Genomic DNA, 18619 nt, shown 5'->3' with positions numbered 1-18619 from the left:
AGCGCCGTGATGGCGACGATGACAGCGTCAGAGGGAGGCGCGCGGTGTCGTGGCGTAGTGCCGCTCGTAGATCGACTGGCAATGCGTGCAGCGTTCGGCGGCCGGGCGCGCCAGCAGGCGCTCGTAGCCGACCGAGCCGTCGCAGTCGATGCACTCGCCGTAGCTGCCGTCGCGCATTCGCTGCTGGGCACGGCCGATCGCGCGCAGCTCGGTCAGTTTCATGCCGATCAACGCATGATCGACGTCGACGAACAGATCCGCATTGGCCTCGTCGCCCTCGTCCGGCGCCGCGCCGGCGAGGTCTGCGTAGGACTCCGACGCGCGCTGGTCTTCGCTCGCGCGGATCTCCGCACGCAACGTCTGCTCGCTCTCGTTCAGCCGCTGTTTCAGCGTCTGCCGTTGTTGTGGGTCGAGCGACATGGCCGTCTCTCCTGTTCCGGGTTCCGCGCGGAGCATGGCGGCGCGCGGTGTCGCGCCGGTGCGCGGCGGGCCGGCGTCACCGCCTGCCACCGTGTCCGGATGGGCGCCCGGCGACACGAAGAGCGCCGGACGCATTCGACGCAGGATAAACCCATTGAACACGCGTGTGTTGACCGGAATCAGCGTGTCGGTCAGGCAGCGGCAGCCGTGCGGAAACTGGGGCCGGACGCGTAATCCGGACCCGCGGTGCGCGCTCGGACACTCGGCGGCACGACCGCAGCGCAGCAATTTTCCGCACGGCTACAACGCTTCGTCCGCGCGCACGAACCGGCATTACGCCGTCGGGACGATCGCTCGCGCGGCGCCGCCTCGATCTTTCGTGATCCTCAGAATGCATTGCGCCCGATGAAGCCGCGCACGACCGTCAACAGGATGATCTTCATGTCGAACCAGAAGCTCCAGTTCTGCATGTAGAACAGATCGAACTTCACGCGTGCTGCCATCGCCTCGACCTTGCGCGTTTCACCGCGATAGCCGTTCACCTGCGCCCATCCGGTGATGCCGGGCCGCACGCGGTAGCGGTACATGTAGCAGTCGATCAATTGCCGATAGAGGTCGTCGTGTTCGATCGCGTGCGGGCGCGGCCCGACCACCGACATCTGTCCGAACAGCACGTTGAAGAACTGCGGCAGTTCGTCGAGCGACGTACGCCGCAGGAACGCGCCGACGCGCGTGATGCGCGAATCGTTGCGCGACGCCTGCTGCAGCACGCCCGGCTGGGCGCGATGCACGCGCATGGTCCGGAACTTGAGAATGTCGAACTCCCGGCCGTCGACACCCTTGCGGCGCTGCCTGAACAGCACGGGCCCCGGTGACGACAGCTTGACCGCGATCGCCAGCATCGACAGCAGCGGCAGCAACGGAATCAGCACGCCGAATGCGAACAGCCGGTCGAACGCGAACTTCGCCCACAGCTCCGGCGCCGAACGCGGCGTGGTCGCGAGGTTGATGGCGGGCATGCCGAGCACGTCGGTCGCCGAGCGATCGACCACCGCCATCTGCCGCACGTCGGGCAACAGCCGCAGTTCCACGAACTCGTCGCGCAACTCGCGCACGATGCGCTGGATCCGCCACTCGTGCGACATCGGCAGCGTGAGCCAGACCTCGTCGATGTCGCCGCCGCGAATCAGGTCACGCAATACGCTCCAGTCGTCGATTACCGGCACGCCGCCGATGCCGCCGATGCCGCCGGTGGCGCCGGTAGCAGCCGGTGCGTCGTCGTCGAATACGCATGCGGCCACGAACGGGCCGTTCGGCGCGAGCTGCATCCTCTCGACCGCGACACGCCCATATGCCGTTGCGCCCACGACCGCGACGCGGCGCTGCCGCGCGCGCGGGTCGTCACGCGTCAGCGCGAGCGCCAGCAGCGCGGCACGGCCGAGCAGCAACGCAGCATCGCCGGCCAGCACCGTCCGCACGATCCAGCGTGTCGTGATCGTGCCGCCGCGATTCATGATCCACATCGCGGCGGTGACCGTCAGCACGCTCGCGCAGACGAGCGCCACCATCGTCTGCGTCAGTGCATGCGTGCCGCCTTGCGGCGCCACGCTGCCGCGCACGGTGCGCAGGTAGCGCGGCAGCAAGGCCACGGTCAGCACGCACAGCAGCGCGATCGCGCCGCGCTGCGCGTCGGACAGCGCGTGCCACGCGAGGCCCGACGCCGCCTGCGCCGCGAGCGCGCCTGCCAGCACGAGCGTGGCGTCGATAACTGCGATCACAGAACGCCGCATCGAATTCGTCCCACCGGACTTCGATTGCATCGTCATGCACCATGTGCCGGGAACCCGCGATGCACGTCCGGCATGCGCGGCCGAACCGGTGTCGGCCTCGCCGTCTCGCGCGTGCCGAGCAGCCTGCGATAGTCCTCGCGGATCAGGTTGTAGCATTCACACGCGTGATGTTCGAGGCCGTCGCGGTCGAGCACCGTGATACGGCCGCGGCGCTGCCGGATCAGCCCGGCTTCCTGCAGGTTGCCCGCCGCTTCCGTCACGCCTTCGCGGCGCACGCCGAGCATGTTCGCGATCGTCTGCTGCGTGACGGCCAGTTCGTCGCCGTCGATGCGGTCATGCGCAAGCAGCAGCCAGCGACTGAGCTGCTCGCTGACCGAGTGATGCCGGTTGCACAGCGCGCTGCGCGAGATCTGCGCCATCACCGCCTGGCAGTAGTTGAGCAGCAGCCGATAGGTTTCCGGCGAGCGCTCGAATTCGGCGCGCATCACGCAGCTCGGCACGCGATAAGCCATCCCGCCGATGCGGACCTCGACCCGTTGCGACGCCGCGGCGCCGCCGACCATCGTCGCGAGGCCGACCACCCCCTCGCGGCCGACCTGCGCCACCTCGACCATCGCACCGTCCTCCATCAGATGCTGCACCGACATCATCGACGTCGTCGGGAAATGCACGTGGCGCATCGGCTCGCCGACCCGGTCGAGCATCCCGGCCTTGATCCTGACCAGTTCGAGATGAGGTGCGATGGTGCGGATGCTGTCCTCCGGGAGGGCATCGAGGATGGCGTTCGCCGAGTAGCTCGAGTGAAGATGAAGCATGTCTGTATCCCTTTTATTGTCCGCGCCGCCTGCAGCCGCGTGCACGGAACTCGTTATCGCGATGCGCGCCCGGGACTGACCGTGGTTGCGGCCCACAACCCTGATTCCGACTGACCGTCGGCTTATCGCCGCCGGATCGAGTCGGCCGTCCCGTTTCGACACGCCAGCCCGAATAAGCGATTTACGTGCCAATACATGCCCATCCTTAATATATGAATCACGCCTGATTTAGATCGACCGAATAACCGGCCAAGAAACAAAAAAAGCGTCTCATTTCCGGACACTCTTCCCGATGGTGGACACTGCGGGCAATTTGACTGATCATTCACCTGCCTCGAGCCGAGGCAGCCGCACCGGTGCTGCACGGCTTGTCGCTCATATACTTACAGTCTATTTTCAATTGTTTCCATGACGTGCCCGGATAGCACTCCGGTATGGCATCGCGCCTCACACGGTTGTTTGAAACTGTCTCAAATCTGAATCGGCACACTAATTTTCGCCTCTGTCATCCACCGCACAATTCTCACGCAACCGCATGATTTATATAGACATTCTTGAAATAGCAATTTATTTGTCAAAAAATGTTCAATGCCCATCTGGCACTTTTCCCGTGCGATGCGCCCCTCCCGGCAGATTGATTCACGGTCGACATGGAATGAATGCCCGAGGTCGCATTCAACTTCCGGATGATTAATTTCACGGAAATGAGTCATTAAATCCGGATCACGTTTACATGCGCCAAAATCGTCAAACTTTGTGAAATGACGTAATATGCAATTGATCGATTTCAATGGCGTGCTAGCCTTTTCGCCAGTATCGTCACTCCATTTTTGACGAACACAAGTCCGCACGATCGTGCGAATTCCCAATTCCCGGGATATCGCCGCGACGACGCGTGACCGCCACCCTACGAGGATGCGCCGTGACTCACCAGGCCCCGGATACCGTCGCGTACGCGAACGGCATGATCGAGCTTTCCCACAGCTTCGACGCGAACCGCTTTCTCGCGGCCATCGACCGCGACGAGCGCGCGACGCTGGCCCCCCACCTTCAACTCGTCCACCTGAAATCCGGGCAAGTGCTCTGCGAGCCCGGCGAAATGCTCGCGGCGGTCTACCTGCCCGTCACGACCGCGATTTCGCTGCAGTACGTGTCGTCCGGCGGCATGACGCTGGAAGTCGCGGAGATCGGCAGCGAGAGCGTGGTGTGCGACGACGTGATCGGCGGCAGCGGCCGGATGCCCTGCCGCGCCGTGGCCTGCCGCGACGGCTTCGTCTACCGGCTCGACCGGCGCGTGTTCGCCGCCGCGTTCGACGCATCGCCGGTGATCCGCCATCTCGTGTTCGTCTGCGTGCGGCTGCTGATGGCGCAGGTCTCGCAGATCACGTTCTGCAGCCGTCATCACGTGCTCAAACATCAGTTATGCAGATGGTTCCTGCTCGCGTACGACCGGACCCGCAGCATTGAGATCCAGGTGACGCACAGCATGCTGGCGCAGATGCTCGGCGTGCGGCGCGAAACGGTCACCGATGCCGCCGGCGAAATCCAGAAGCTGGGCCTGATCCGCCAGTACCGGAGCTCGATCGAGCTCGCCGACCTCGACGGCCTCGAAAAAATGTCGTGCGGCTGCCGCGCGATCGTGCGCGACGAGATGAAGCGCATCCTGTCGGCCGATTCGGGCGTGCCGGCCGCGTCGCGCGCCTGATCGGCGTGCCGCATCAGGACGGGACGCAGCGTCGCGTGCCGTCCGGTGCCTGCCGGGTCAGCTGTTTGTAGGGTGGCGAACAGAACACCGTGTCTGCCAATGGTCTACTGATGCCGGACTGCCGGGGGGACGTCAGCGCGTGTCGCGCGTCTGCCCGAGCGGACGACACCACGCACGCCGGAGCAGCACGTGAAAAACGAAATCAGAACCATCCTGAAACACGTCGCCCATCTCGAAGCCGCGATCGATTCGATCGGCGACGGGGACGACCTCTACGACGCGGGCCTTTCGTCACTCGACACGATCCAGCTGATGCTCGCGATCGAGAAGCAATTCAACATCGAGATTCCCGACGAGATGCTGAACCGCAACCTGTTCCGCAGCATCGACGCGCTCGCGGACACGATCACCACGCTGCAACGCACCGAGCATTCAGCATGAGCGCGCCGCTTCCCGAACTCGCGGCCGACAGCGATGCGCGTCGGCTCGACGAGGCCGCGCATGCCGTCGCACAGATCGCCGCGCAGCACGCGGACGCGGTCGACCGCGACGCGCGCTGCCCCGTCGAGGCGATCGAGGCGATGCGCGCGCGCCGCCTGCTCGGCGCGATGGTGCCGACCCATCTCGGCGGCGCGGGCGCGTCGCTGGAAGACATCGCGTCGGCCTGCTCGATCCTCGGCCAGGCCTGTGCGTCGTCGGCGATGGTGTTCGCGATGCACCAGATCCAGGTCGCCTGCATCGTCGATCACGCCGCCGGCCAGGGCTGGCACAAGCTGTTCCTGCAACAGCTCGTGCGCCACCAGTGGTTGCTCGCATCAGCCACGTCGGAAGACGGCGTGGGCGGCAACCTGCGCGCGAGCCAGTGCGCACTCGAAATCGACGGTGGCGGCTTCCGTTTGCACAAATCCGCGCCGACGATCTCGTACGGCGACTACGCGGACGGCATTCTCGCCACCGCGCGACGCGATGCGGATGCGCCGGCTTCCGAGCAGGTGCTCGTCACGCTGCTGCGCGACGGCTACACGCTCACGCGCCGCGGCGAATGGGACACGCTCGGCATGCGCGGCACGTGCAGCAACGGCTTCGTGCTGGATGCGCAGGGCGCCGCCGTGCAATGCCTGCCGGTGCCGTTCGCGACGATCGCCGAGGAAACGATGGTGCCGGTCTCGCACATCCTGTGGGCCGCGGTGTGGATCGGCGTGGCCGGCGACGCATTCCATCGCGCGCACCAGTTCTTCCGCGCGCAGGCACGCCAGACCGACGGCGCACCTTCGCCCGCCGCGCGGCGCATCGCCGAATCGCTTGCACTGATGCAGGCGATGCAGGCCCGCGTCGACAACGTGCTGCGCCTTCACGCGAATGCGTCGGCCCGTTCGTGGTCGGCCGGCATGGCCTGGGCCGCCGAAATCAATACGCTGAAGACCTACGTGTCGGAGACGGCCCTCGAAGTCGCGCACCAGGCGATGATGATCTGCGGGATGGCCGGCTACAAGCAAGGCACGCCCTTCAGTATCGGCCGCCACATTCGCGACCTGCACGCGGCGCCGCTGATGATCAGCAACGACCGCATTGCCGCCAACACTGCGAGCCTGTTGCTCGCGCTGCGTCCTGCGACGCTGGAGAAACATACGTGAACGATCGCCTCGCCGTGCCCGCCGCCTCCCCCGCCGACGCCCCGCTCGACCGCGCGGGCGTCAACCCGCTGCGCGACGAACTGATCGACGCGGGCCTGCTGGTCTCGACCGGCATCCAGGGCCTGTTCGGCCGCAGCGAGCGATTCGAGCGCGTGGTCGAAGCGCTCGACGCGTTCGTCACGCGCATCGGTGCCGACCAGCAGGCCGAAGTGCTGCGCTTCCCGCCGGCCATGAGCCGCACCGAGTTCGAGCGCAGCGAATACATGAAGAGCTTCCCGCAGCTGGCGGGCAGCGTGCATGCGTTCTGCGGCGACGAACGCCAGCATCAGCGCGTGCTGCAATGCCTCGATCGCGGCGACGACTGGACCGAGAACCAGAAGCCGACCTACGTCGTGATGACACCGGCCGCGTGCTACCCCGTCTATCCGGTCGTCGCACGCGCGGGCGCGCTGCCCGCCGACGGCCGGATCGTCGACGTGTTCTCGTACTGCTTCCGTCACGAACCGTCGCTCGACCCGACCCGCATGCAGTTGTTCCGGATGCGCGAGTACGTGCGGATCGGCACGCCCGAGCAGATCGTCTCGTTCCGCGAGACGTGGATCGAACGCGGCACGAAGATGATCGACGCGCTGCGCCTGCCGAATGCGATCGATCTCGCGAACGACCCGTTCTTCGGGCGCGGCGGCAAGATCGTCGCGGACAGCCAGCGCGAGCAGAACCTGAAGTTCGAGCTGCTGATCCCGATCGAGCACGACGATCGCCAGACCGCGTGCCTGAGCTTCAACTACCACATGGACCATTTCGGGCTGCTGTGGGACATCCGCACCGCGACGGGCGACGTCGCGCACACGGGCTGCGTCGGCTTCGGCCTCGAACGGCTCACGCTCGCGCTGTTCCGCCACCACGGCTTCGATATCGACGCGTGGCCGCAAGCGGTCCGCGACGTGCTGTGGGGGACGCGATGAGGTTCGTGTCCCGCGACGGCGAAGACGCGTCGTTCGAGAGCGTGCGCCACCGCGCCCGCCACTACCGGCCGCACCCGCTGCACAGCCAGGCGATGGTCTGGAAGCAGACCAACTGCTATGTCGACATGTGGCTCGAGGTGCTCCGGTGGTGGGGTCTCAATCCGTACGCGGCGCTGCCGTTTACGATCGCGCTCGACTTCGAGGGCGATCAGTTCACGTTCTTCAAGTTTCCGCTCGACGAGCTGGAGCGGCTCTACGGGATCGTCGTGCAGGAACATTCGATCTACGAGCCGCTCGACCAACACATCGAGACGCAGGTCGCGCGCGGCCACCTGATGATCGTCGAGGTCGACGCGTGGTTCCTGCCCGATACGCGCGGCAGCAGCTACCGCACGCAGCATACGAAGACGACGATCGGCATCGACGCGATCGACCGCGCGAACCGCCAGATCGGCTACTTCCACAACAGCGGCTATTACGTGGCCGAGGATTTCGACTACAACGGGCTCGTCGGCGGCAACTCGCCGATGACGCTGCCGCCGTACGTCGAATGCGCGAAACGACGCTTTACGCCGCTTGACGAACGCGCGCTCTGCGAGGCCTCGCTCGCCGCGTTGCAGCGCCACCTGCGGCGCCTGCCGACCGTCGATCCGATCGCGGCGTTCCGCCGGCAGTTGCAGACCGACGCACAACGCCTCGCGCAGGCGCCGCTCGAACATTTCCATGCATACTCGTTCAATTCGGTGCGGCAGCTCGGCGCGAATTTCGAACTGTTCGGCCACTATGCGCGCTGGCTGCAGGCGAGCGGCTGCATCGGCCCGTTCGCCGAGATTCGCGCCGCGTGCGAGCGCATCGCGTCCGAAGCGATGGTGCTGGAATTCCGGCTCGCGCGCGCATGCGCACGCGGCAAGGAGGAGCGCGGCGACTCGACGCTCGAGGCGATCGAGGCCGCGTATGTCGACGTCGTCGCGTGCGCGCGGCAGATCTGCGCGCCGTTGCGGCACGTGACGCCCGCACGCTACGACACGGCGCCCGTGTCGGTCATGCGGTGACGCGCGCGCGCGCCCTGCCCGCGTGGTCGATGCTGGCGACGGCCGCAGGCGCCGTTCGGGAACCGCGCGACCTCCCGGCCGGCCACGGCGGCTGGATCGCGGCGCCGGTGCCCGGCACGGTCGCGCAGGCGCTCGCGCTGGCCGGCCGGCTCGACGAAGCCGCATCGCTCGACGAGCGCGACCACTGGTACCGCGTCGAGCTGCGTGGGCGCGGGCCGCGCATCCTGCGCTTTCACGGCCTCGCGACGCTCGCACAGGCCTGGCTCGACGACACGCCGATTCACGGCTCGGACAGCATGTTCGTCGCGCACGACGTGCCGGTATCGCTCGACGGCATGCACCGGCTGACCCTCTGTTTCCGCGCGCTCGCGCCGCACCTGCGCGACGCGCGCGCACCGCGCCGCGCGCGCTGGCGCACGCGGCTCGCCGAGCCGGCCGGGCTGCGCACGATCCGCACGTCGCTGTTCGGGCACATGCCCGGCTGGTTTCCGCCGTATGTGCCCACCGGCCCGTGGCGGCCCGTCGACGTGCTCGATCCGGCCGACGGGCCCGTTCTGGCCAACTGCAAACTGCAGGCGCGTGTCGAAGGCGACACGGGCTGGCTTGACGCGGAACTGACGTTCGCCGCGCCGCTGCCCGATACGTTCGCAGCGCGGCTGTCGTGCGGCGAACATCATGCGACGCTCGAACGTGACGGCGCCGACCGGCTGCGTGCGCACGTCGCGATACCGAACGTGCGTCGCTGGTGGCCGCATACGCACGGCGAACCGTCGCTCTACGACGTTGTGCTGCATATCGGCGATGCGCGCCGGCCGCTCGGCTCGACCGGTTTCCGCACGATCGAGATCGATTCCGGCGCCGACGGCAAGGGTTTCGGACTGCGCATCAACGGCGTGCCCGTGTTCGCGCGCGGCGCATGCTGGAGCAGCGCCGCGCCGCTCGCGCTCCACGCGGGCGACGCGACCTACGGCCGCCTGCTCGGGCTCGCACGCGACGCCGGCTTCAACATGATCCGCGTCGGCGGCACCATGACCTACGAGGCCGATGCCTTTCACGCGTGGTGCGACCGGCTCGGGCTGCTGGTCTGGCAGGACTTCGGTTTCGCGAACTTCGATTACGCGCTCGACGATCCCACGTTCGCGGCCAACGTCGATCGCGAAGCGACCCAGTTCCTCTCGCGTCACGGCGCTTCGCCGTCGCTTGCGGTGCTGTGCGGCGGCAGCGAGATCGCGCAACAGGCCGCGATGTCGGGGCTCGGGCCGAAGCAGCGCTTCCTCGAACTGACGGCCGACCGGCTGGCCGGCCACGCGGCCGCGCTCCGTCCCGATGTCCCGTACGTGCCCGATTCGCCCGACGGCGGCGTACTGCCGTTCACGCCGCGCGAACGCGTGTCGCACTACTACGGCGTCGGTGCGTACCTGCGTCCGCTCGACGACGCGCGCCGCGCGGACGTGCGCTTTGCGAGCGAATGCCTCGCGTTCGCGAACGTCCCGTGCGACGCGACACTCGCCGAACTCGGCTGGCCCGGCGTGCACGAGCCGCGCTGGAAGGCGGCCGTGCCGCGCGACCCCGGCACGTCGTGGGATTTCGACGATATCCGCGACCACTATTTGCAGACGCTGTACGACGTTGTGCCGGACCGGCTGCGGCGCGAGGATCCGGCGCGCTATGTCGAGCTGTCGCGTGCGGTGGTCGCGGACGTGATGCGCGAGACGTTTTCCGAATGGCGCCGCACCGGCTCGCGTTGCGCCGGCGCGCTCGTGTGGCAGTTCCAGGACGTGATGCCGGGCGCCGGATGGGGCGTGATCGACGCCGCCCACCGGCCGAAATCGGCATGGTATGCGCTGCGCCAGGTGCTGCAGCCGATCCAGGTGCTCCTCGTCGACGAAGGGCTGAACGGGCTCGACGTGCACGTCGTCAACGAGCGCCCGGCGCCGCTGTCGGCGTCAATCGAGCTGGTCGCGCTGCGCGACGGCCGTACGCCGGTCGCGCGGGCCGGCTGCCCGGTGCGGATCGCCGCGCACGACACGGTGCGGCTCGGCTCGGCCGAGTTGCTCGGCCGCTTCTTCGACTGGACCTATGCATACCGTTTCGGCCCGTGCGAACACGATACGGTCGTCGCGACCCTGCGTGCCGACGACGGCACGCTGCTGTCGCAGGCGTTCCATTTTGTGTCGCGCACGCATCCGGCCGTGCTGGCGCGTCGCGAACTCGGGATCGAGGCATGCGTGTCGCGCACCGGCGAGACCTGGCACGTCGACGTCGACACGCGACACGTCGCGCGCCATGTGCAGATCGACGCGCCGGGATTCATGCCAGGCGACGACTGGTTCCATCTCGCGCCCGGCACGCCGGCGCGCATCGCGCTCGTTCCATTGCGCATCGACGGGAAGCCTGTGGCGGCCGACGACAACGCCCCGCCCGCGGTGGAAATCCGTGCCGTGAACGCCGCGCGCGCGGTGCGAGCCACGCAGGCCGGCTGACCCGACGCTCGCGGCCACCGCGAGCGTCGGGTCGCCCTGTATCAATCGGACGAGCCCGTCCCGCGCGGCCGCTCGATACCGTACGCCTCCATCCAGCGATACAGCGTCGCGCGCGACACGCCGAGTTCGCGCGCCGAAGCGGCAACGCGCCCGCGCGTTCGCAGCAACGCGGTTTCGATCGCCTCGCGCTCGATCGACTTGCGGATGTCGGCCACCGACGGCGACGCCGCATCGAGACAGTATTCGAGCTCGAGGTCACGCGCGGTGATCAGGCGCCCCTCCGTCATCACGACCGCACGGCGCACGCGGTTGATCAGCTCGCGGACATTGCCCGGCCAGTCGTGCTTGTAGAGCGCGGTAATCGCATCCGTCGAGAACCCGCGCACGCGATGGCGCGCATCGCCGCGGAAGCGTTCGAGCATGTGGTGCGCGAGCAGTTCGATGTCCTTGCCGCGCGCGCGCAGCGGCGGCTGGTCGATGCGCATCACGCACAGACGGTGGAACAGGTCGGCGCGAAAGCGTCCTTCTTCCATCGCATCGCGCAGGTCGACGTGCGTCGCCGACACGATCCGGACATCGACCGGCACCGGTTCGCTGCCGCCAAGTCGGTGAATCGAGCGTTCCTGCAGAAACCGCAGCAGGCTCGCCTGGCTCTCGTGCGGCAGGTCGCCGATCTCGTCGAGCAGCAGCGTGCCGCCGTTCGCGGCTTCGACGTAGCCGATCTTGCGCGCGTTCGCGCCGGTAAACGCGCCGCGCTCATAGCCGAACAGTTCCGATTGCAGCAGATGCGGCGGAATCGCACCGCAGTTGACCGCGACGAACGGGCCGTTGCGCCGCGCCGAATGGCGATGGATCGCGACGGCCGTAAGTTCCTTGCCGGTTCCCGTTTCGCCGAACACGAACACTGGTGCGTCGGTGCGTGCGAAACGCCGCACCGTATCGAACAGCCGCAGCATCGCGCTGCAGGTGCCGACGATGCCCTTTTCCTCCGATTCGAGCTGTTCGCGATCGCGCGCGAACAGGCATTCCATGCCGTAGGCATGGCCGACCGTATCGGCAATCCGCTGATGCGACGCCGGTAACGTCACGTAGTCGAAGCAGTAGTCGCGCAACAGCGCGCGCACGTTCGGCGAGGTGGTCTGGCCGACATCCACGAGCGCCACCCACACGACATCGCGCATCGACGCGCAGGTCGACGCGATGTTGCCGATCGCATCGGCATGACCGCCGCTCAGGTCGAGAATGCCGCAGGTAATTTCGCCGGACGTGTCGCGCAGCTCGCTCGCATGCGCGACGACCGACACCTTCCAGTCGCGGCGCGACAATTCCTTTCGCAGCATCACGGACGGCGATTGCGTCCAGTAAATCAGCGGACGCTGCCCGTTACCGCTCCCCACGCCGGCGCTCTTATCGCGCGTTATTGGCATATTCATAACGAACCATCATTTTCTGCACTCCGCGAACCGTTCGCGTGCGCGGCGGCAGGCGGCGCATGGCCGCCTTTCCGCGCTGCGTTTCCGCAGCCTTGGCGAAGATCGAAACTGCACACGGCGAGAACCCCCGGAGATCGAGCCGGATATCATCCGGTCCCGTTGTCATCGAACTCGAACGGAACGCGCGGCTACGGGAGCCACGACATTCCGGCTTTGAAGCAACCCGCCGCCAGGCGGGGCACGTCGGCAAACCAAAACCCGTCCGCATGGGCATTGCGTCGTACACGGCAAGCGCGCCGATGCTGAACCGGCGGGCCGCCAAACCGCGCCCGGATTGACTGCCCCATTTCAACCGCACCTGAATTTACACCCCGTTTCGGGCCGGTTTTGTTAGCAAAAGATAAACCTGAATCAAGCGGTTACGGGGCCGGCCGTTCCGCACCGCCCCCTTTTTGAACACTGAGATTTGATTATCTATGACCTTTCCCGTCAATCAGTGGCAAATACTACTTTTCCGCAAGATTGATACCGTCGATTACCCGCAACTTCCGTCGAAATCTCCTTAAAGTGGCGGCACCGTATCCGTCGCACCACATAATCGCGCCCGCCCCCGGATAGCCCGATCCCATTGCGCCGGCGCGAGAGCCATCCGGCCGTTACACGTCGTAATCACGCCGTAATCAACGGCATCGCGCCACGCTGGCGCTTTTCGCGCGAATCGCCGCCGGCGAGCTCGAACTTCAGGGGGCCGGCACGCGCGTCTCGCGGCGCAGCATGATGGCCATTCCCGCGCGACCGGACAACCCCGTGGTTCGACCGGATGCAGGCCCGCGACAGGTCACGACGGTCGTGCATGCACGCGGGCGGCAGCGTGCCGACGATGCGGTACGCGAGCGGTCCGTCGTCGGCCGCGCGCAATCCTCGGTCCCGCGCCCCGCTGCCTCGTTCGCGTGCGATGCGGACCAGTCGCGCTTCATTGCAGCGAGCCACGATGAATCAATTATGAAAAGCCAGCGGCACGGACGATGTGTGCTGTCGCACATTGCGACGCTCGCCCGTCGCGCACACCGCCCCGCAGCCCGCGCCGGACCGGCGAATCCGGAGCGTGAGTACGCTGTCGAACAGACCGCAGGACCGCGCATCCGGATGATGAAGATCGCCACGTCGCACGGAACGATCGCGTCCGTGCAGCGCGGCGTGCCGAAGGCATCACGCGAGGACAGCATCATGGAATGGCATTGTTGTGAATTCGAACATCTGAGCGCCGTCGATCTCTATGCAATCCTGCGCGCGCGCAACGCCGTGCTGGTGGTCGAGGACGCCCACACGCATCTCGACATCGACGGCAAGGACGCAGGCGCGCTGCACGTCTATGCGAGCGTGAGCGACGGCGACACGACGGAAGTCGCCGCCTACGCGCGCATCCTGCCCGGCGACGACATCGATCCGGACGTCGTGATCGACAAGGTGCTGACGAGCGAAAGCTGCCGCGATGACGAGACGCTCGAACGTTTGATCGGGCGCGCACTCACCGCCGCGCAGGCCGCATGGCCGGACACCGCGGTGCGCATGCACGTCCCCGCGCCGCGTCAGGCGTTCTACAAACGGTTCGGATTCCGCAAAGCCTACGGCCCGTATCTCGAACAAGGGGCGCCGTTCGTCGGCCTGGTCCGGCCGGCCGACCGTACGGCCGGTGCGCTGCGTCACCTGCTGTCGCGCGCCGTTTCGTTCTCGCGCGACGACGATACGCGCGCCGACGGCCGCCCTCACGCCCGGCTGCCCGCCGATACCGGAGCGAACCGATGACCCGCGCCCTTCACCCGGTTCCCGAACCCGATCTGCCGAGCATCCTGCCGGTGATTCTCGCCGGCGGTTCCGGCACGCGGCTGTGGCCGTTGTCGCGCGAGCAGTATCCGAAGCAGCTGATCGAGCTGGTCTCGAACGAGTCGCCGCTGTCGGCGACGGCGCGCCGCCTGAACGGCATCGCGAACGCGTCGCTCGGCGACACGCTGCTACTCGTATGCGGCGAACAACATCGCTTCATGAGCGCCGAGCAGGTACACGGCCGCTCGGTGCCTGCCCGCATCCTGCTGGAGCCCGCGGCGCGCAACACGGCGCCCGCGCTGACGCTGGCCGCGCTCGACGCGAACGCGCTCGCGAACGATCCTGTCCTCGCCGTGATGCCGGCCGATCACGTGATCGCGGATGTCGCCGCGTTCCAGGACGCGGTCGCGCGCGCGGCGCGTTATGCGCAGGAAGGCGCGATCGTCACGCTCGGCGTGCTGCCGCGCCGCGCGGAGACGGGCTACGGCTACATCCAGGTCGGCGAGCCGCGCTCGGGCCGCCACGGCAGCCACGGCGGCTACGCGATCGGACGCTTCGTCGAAAAACCCGATGCGACGCTCGCCGAGCGTTACCTGCAATCGGGCGATTACTGGTGGAACAGCGGGATCTTCGTCACGCGCGCATCGGTCTGGCTGAAGGCGATCGGCGCGCTCGCACCGGACATCCATGCCGCCTGCGACAGCGCGTGGCGCGCGGGCGTCGCCGACGATCCGTTCTTCCGGGTCGATGCGGCCGCCTTCGACGCGTGCCCATCGGATTCGATCGACTATGCGGTGATGGAGCGCCTCGCGGAACACGCCGAACTCGGCATCGAAGGCATTGTGGTGCCGCTCGCGGCCGGCTGGTCGGACGTCGGCACGTGGGACGCGATCTGGGAAATCATGCCGAAGGACGATCACGGCAACGTCGCGCGCGGCCCGATCGTCTTCGAGGATACGCAGGACAGCCTCGTGCGTTCGGAAGGCCGCCTCGTCGCGTGCGTCGGGATGAAGGACGTCGTCGTGATCGAGACGGCCGATGCGGTGCTGGTCGCGAACAAGCACGACGTGCAGCGCGTGAAGAACATCGTCGCGCGCCTGAAGAGCGACCAGCGCCCGCAGGTGAGCGAGCACCGCAAGGTGCAGCGGCCGTGGGGCCATTACGATTCGATTGACCTCGGCGAGCGCTTCCAGGTGAAGCGGATCGTGGTCGAACCCGGCAAGCAGCTGTCGCTGCAGATGCACTATCACCGCGCCGAGCACTGGATCGTCGTGCGCGGCACCGCGAAGGTGACGCGCGGCGCCGAGACGTTCCTGCTGTGCGAGAACGAATCGACATACATCGCCGTCGGCGAAGTGCATCGACTCGAGAATCCCGGCCGGATTCCGCTCGAAATCATCGAGGTTCAATCGGGCAACTATCTCGGCGAGGACGATATCGTGCGGTTCGAGGATCAGTACGGGCGGGCAGTCGTCGGGACCGCGCAGCAGCCCCCGTCGCTCGCCTCGCGCGAACCGCACGAGGAAGCCGCGGAACGCGACGTCATCCGGTAAGGGCATGCGGGTTGCGACGGCGTGTGCGACGCCAACACCCGCCGCCGCGCGAACAACCGGCGGCCCACGCAACACCTGATCAGTGGGGGCCGCCTTGCGGCCAGCGCGGCCGCCTGACGGACTCGCGCACGCGCGGCAACAACGACGTATCCGCGCCGATCGCATCGCCTGCCGCCGACAGCGGCTGAAGCGCGGCGCCGGCACACGGCGTGCCCTTCGCCTGCTGTCCCGATGCCCCCACCTGCCGGCCGGCCGCGCAAGCGTGCGCAGGGTCGATCCGGACCGGCATTCCGCCGATCCCCGACAGTTGATTGTCCGCGAGACGCACGCCCGACACGTTTCCCCACAGGCGAATGCCGTCGAATCGCGCATGCGACACGCGATTACCGATCACGGTCACGCGCGACACCGAACCCGACCACGTGCTGACCTCGATCGCCGCCTGCTGCGTGACCGGGCGAGCATCGGCCCGATCCGTCGCCGTCTGGATATCCGCGATCGAATTACCCTCGATGCGGATGTCGGACGAGCCGGCAGTGCGATTGCTGTCTTCCTGAGCGACGAGAATGCCGGAACTCACCTGTACGTTGCGCACGACGTTGTTCGAGATGGTGACCTCCGCACCGCCGACCACCGTGATGCCCCGCCCCCACGGATTGCCCTCCAGCGAGTTGCCGGTAATCAGCACGTTGCGCGTCAGCACGCCTTCCGCCTGATAACTCACCACGGCGATCATGTCGTCGCCGGTGCCGCGAACGACATTGCCCTGCACCAGCACGTTGCGCGTGCCGTGCGTCATGTGAATGCCATCCGCCAGCGTCGACAGCACCTCGTTGCCGACGATCGCGACGTCCGCGCCGCCGAACACGAAGATCCCGCCGCCCGCGCCACCGTCGATGACGTTGTCGAGCACCTGCACACCGCGCCCCGTCACCTCGACCTTCGACGACTCCGGCGTCGTGAGGCGTGTCGTGCCGGCTCCGGTGAGCCGGAAGCCGACGAGCGTCGTACCGTCGCCGCTCATCTCGATCGTCTGGTCGCCGGGGGTGGTCGCGATCAGCGTCGCGCCGTAGCCCGACAACACCACATGCCGCTGCCGCACGACCAGCGACCGGCCGACCACATACCGGCCCGGCGCGAACACCAGCCGCTGGCCCGGCTGCAACGCGTCCAGCGCATGTTGCAGCATGTCGGCCTGATCGGCCGCGTCTGCAGCGGGACGAACGACCGCATCCGGTACAGTCGCATGAAGCGCCCCAGGCACGGACGTGCCGGATGCCGCCGCGGCACTGCCCGGCCAAGCCAGCCCGCCTGCCGCGCACATGGCGGCGAGCGCTGCGCGCGCGAGAAACGTGCCATGTGATCTACGCATATCGAGTCGACTCCCTGGAATGACTTCGAACGTGCCGGCACGCGCATCCGAATCGCTGCATGCCGACCGAGTTGCCCACCGACGATACCGTCGACGCGACGGCATGCTACGGTCGATTGGACCATTCGAACCCGCCGCGTTTCAGTGCGTCAACAGACCAATACACCCTGCCTGCGCGGTGTATCCGGCTTGCGGTTGACGCGTCATCGCGCTTTCGACGAAGCGAATCGCGCAACGGTAGGCTCGCGAACCGAATGCCGATCGACGACGCGTATCATGGCCGCCATGCGACGCGACCGTGCTCCGGGGCCCGCACCCTGCGCGCCGGGCACCCGGATCGTCCGCACTTCGCTCGTCCGGAATCCGTTCATGACCACCCTGACCATCGCAATCTGCAACTACAACCACGGCGCGTACCTGCGCGATGCGATCGATTCGGCGCTCGCACAAAGCGCGCACGGCGTCCCCGTGCTGGTCGTCGACGACGGTTCCACCGACGATTCGCGCGACATCATTCGCTCGTACGGCGAGCGCGTGACGGCGGTGTTCCAGGAGAATCGCGGCCAGGTCGCCGCATACAACCGCGCGATCGAGCATGTCACGACGCGCTACGTGATCCTGCTCGACGCCGACGACCTGCTCTATGCCGACGCCGCGGCCCGCGTGCTGGCCGCATTCGCTTCCGGCGACTTCGTGAAGGTGCATTTCCGGCTCGACGTGATCGCACGGGACGGTGCGGTGACCGGGGCCAGCGTACCGCAGTCGGCCGTCGACACCGATTGCGGCCGCCTGTTGCGCGCGGGCTGGCTGTACCCGTCGCCGCCCGCATCGGGCAACGCGTATCGGGTCGACGCGCTCAAGCGCATCTTTCCGGTGCCGGTCACCCCGGACAATCTGCACGGTGCGGATTTCTACGCGATCTACGGTATCGCGTTGCTCGGCGCCGTGCACATGATCGATGCAACGCTCGGCGGCTATCGCGTCCACCAGCAGCCGGGGATGCGCCTGCCCGCCGACACGCCGGCGCTTGCGCTCACCAACTCCGAAGACGCCGCGACGGGCGCGCTGAAAGCCGAACGCCGGTGGGCGACGCTGCGCATGCTCGCCGCCACGCGGCTGCACGAAGCATTGCCGATCGCGCCGCTCGACTTCGCGATCGAGAAGGCCCGCTTCGCCAGCACGCTCTATCACGCCCCACTCGTGCGGCGCTGGCGCTGGTTCCTGTGCGAATCCGGACGCTACTGGCAAACCGTGCTGCGCAACCCGTTCTGGGGCGTTGCCAAGAAAGCGGCCGTAGCCGGGCTGTCGCTCGCATGCTTGCTGCCGTCGGCAACGCTCAGCAACCGCGCGATTCGCTATATCTCCAATCCGCTCGCGCGCGTGCGCAAATCGTCGGGCCATCACGCCGACGCGCGATAGCGTCGCCGAATCGCGCATTCGGTAAGCCATCGCACCCAGTGGGTCGCGCATGCGCTGCACAATGATCCGGACCAGTGGATTCACGCGCACTGACCGGACTTCGTCGTTGTCTCGGCTCCAGTCGTCGTAGTCGAACGCCGGTTTCGATGTTCGG

General features: G+C 67.2%; 15 protein-coding genes. 9 read left to right on the top strand and 6 right to left on the bottom strand.

All coding sequences use genetic code 11. From position 1 onward, the window contains the following. Positions 1 to 27 precede the first annotated feature (27 nt). From CFB40_RS24060 to CFB40_RS24050, 3 genes are all read right to left on the bottom strand, one after another. Positions 28 to 420, bottom strand: a complete 393-nt coding sequence (locus tag CFB40_RS24060) for a TraR/DksA family transcriptional regulator (protein WP_089429110.1) — start codon at positions 418 to 420, stop codon at positions 28 to 30. 386 nt (positions 421 to 806) lie between these two features. Beyond that, positions 807 to 2210: an undecaprenyl-phosphate glucose phosphotransferase gene (locus tag CFB40_RS24055; RefSeq protein ID WP_089433300.1), complete on the bottom strand. Its 1404-nt coding sequence runs from the start codon at positions 2208 to 2210 to the stop codon at positions 807 to 809. Positions 2211 to 2242: 32 nt separating this feature from the next. Beyond that, positions 2243 to 3025: a Crp/Fnr family transcriptional regulator gene (locus tag CFB40_RS24050; RefSeq protein ID WP_089427656.1), complete on the bottom strand. Its 783-nt coding sequence runs from the start codon at positions 3023 to 3025 to the stop codon at positions 2243 to 2245. A gap of 922 nt (positions 3026 to 3947) precedes the next feature. Between CFB40_RS24050 and CFB40_RS24045 the strand changes: the two genes are divergently transcribed. The 6 genes from CFB40_RS24045 (at position 3948) to CFB40_RS24020 (ending at position 10864) form a co-directional block, all read left to right on the top strand. Next, positions 3948 to 4730 (top strand): Crp/Fnr family transcriptional regulator, encoded by a 783-nt coding sequence (locus CFB40_RS24045; protein ID WP_174971612.1) that lies wholly within the window; start codon positions 3948 to 3950, stop codon positions 4728 to 4730. Between the two features lie 189 nt (positions 4731 to 4919). Continuing rightward, positions 4920 to 5171, top strand: a complete 252-nt coding sequence (locus tag CFB40_RS24040; protein WP_089427658.1) for an acyl carrier protein — start codon at positions 4920 to 4922, stop codon at positions 5169 to 5171. Then, positions 5168 to 6364 carry an acyl-CoA dehydrogenase family protein gene (locus CFB40_RS24035; protein ID WP_089427659.1) on the top strand — a complete coding sequence of 399 codons (1197 nt, stop codon included), beginning with the start codon at positions 5168 to 5170 and terminating at the stop codon, positions 6362 to 6364. Before CFB40_RS24040 ends, CFB40_RS24035 begins: the two co-directional genes overlap by 4 nt. Then, on the top strand, positions 6361 to 7329 hold the full coding sequence (locus CFB40_RS24030; protein ID WP_089427660.1) for an amino acid--[acyl-carrier-protein] ligase: 969 nt from the start codon (positions 6361 to 6363) through the stop codon (positions 7327 to 7329). The genes CFB40_RS24035 and CFB40_RS24030 overlap by 4 nt, the downstream gene beginning before the upstream one ends. Beyond that, entirely contained in the window at positions 7326 to 8381 is a 1056-nt protein-coding gene (locus CFB40_RS24025; protein ID WP_089429112.1) for a DUF1839 family protein, read from the top strand. The genes CFB40_RS24030 and CFB40_RS24025 overlap by 4 nt, the downstream gene beginning before the upstream one ends. Continuing rightward, a complete protein-coding gene (locus CFB40_RS24020; protein WP_089432582.1) occupies positions 8378 to 10864 on the top strand; it encodes a glycoside hydrolase family 2 protein in 2487 nt (828 codons plus the stop codon). The genes CFB40_RS24025 and CFB40_RS24020 overlap by 4 nt, the downstream gene beginning before the upstream one ends. Before the next feature lie 41 nt (positions 10865 to 10905). On the opposite strand, the gene CFB40_RS24015 is transcribed toward CFB40_RS24020, so the two are convergent. Further along, positions 10906 to 12297 carry a sigma-54 dependent transcriptional regulator gene (locus CFB40_RS24015; protein ID WP_174971616.1) on the bottom strand — a complete coding sequence of 464 codons (1392 nt, stop codon included), beginning with the start codon at positions 12295 to 12297 and terminating at the stop codon, positions 10906 to 10908. Positions 12298 to 12966: 669 nt separating this feature from the next. After that, the gene (locus CFB40_RS24010) at positions 12967 to 13215 is read right to left on the bottom strand and encodes a hypothetical protein (RefSeq protein WP_089432581.1); all 249 of its coding nucleotides are present in this window, start codon (positions 13213 to 13215) and stop codon (positions 12967 to 12969) included. A gap of 309 nt (positions 13216 to 13524) precedes the next feature. Between CFB40_RS24010 and CFB40_RS24005 the strand changes: the two genes are divergently transcribed. Both CFB40_RS24005 and CFB40_RS24000 read left to right on the top strand, forming a co-directional pair. After that, a complete protein-coding gene (locus tag CFB40_RS24005; RefSeq protein ID WP_089429114.1) occupies positions 13525 to 14103 on the top strand; it encodes a drug:proton antiporter in 579 nt (192 codons plus the stop codon). Beyond that, positions 14100 to 15674: a mannose-1-phosphate guanylyltransferase/mannose-6-phosphate isomerase gene (locus CFB40_RS24000; RefSeq protein WP_089427663.1), complete on the top strand. Its 1575-nt coding sequence runs from the start codon at positions 14100 to 14102 to the stop codon at positions 15672 to 15674. The genes CFB40_RS24005 and CFB40_RS24000 overlap by 4 nt, the downstream gene beginning before the upstream one ends. Positions 15675 to 15753: 79 nt before the next feature. On the opposite strand, the gene CFB40_RS23995 is transcribed toward CFB40_RS24000, so the two are convergent. Continuing rightward, positions 15754 to 17046 (bottom strand): right-handed parallel beta-helix repeat-containing protein, encoded by a 1293-nt coding sequence (locus CFB40_RS23995; protein ID WP_089432580.1) that lies wholly within the window; start codon positions 17044 to 17046, stop codon positions 15754 to 15756. Between the two features lie 369 nt (positions 17047 to 17415). Here CFB40_RS23995 and CFB40_RS23990 point away from each other — a divergent pair, with 369 nt between their 5' ends. Continuing rightward, the gene (locus CFB40_RS23990; RefSeq protein WP_089429115.1) at positions 17416 to 18465 is read left to right on the top strand and encodes a glycosyltransferase family 2 protein; all 1050 of its coding nucleotides are present in this window, start codon (positions 17416 to 17418) and stop codon (positions 18463 to 18465) included. The last annotated feature ends 154 nt before the right edge of the window (positions 18466 to 18619 follow it).

Origin of the sequence: Burkholderia sp. AU31652, from assembly GCF_002223155.1 — a bacterium.
GTDB lineage: Bacteria > Pseudomonadota > Gammaproteobacteria > Burkholderiales > Burkholderiaceae > Burkholderia.
Note: the sequence above shows the minus strand (reverse complement) of the source record. Positions and strands in the feature narration are given on the sequence as shown.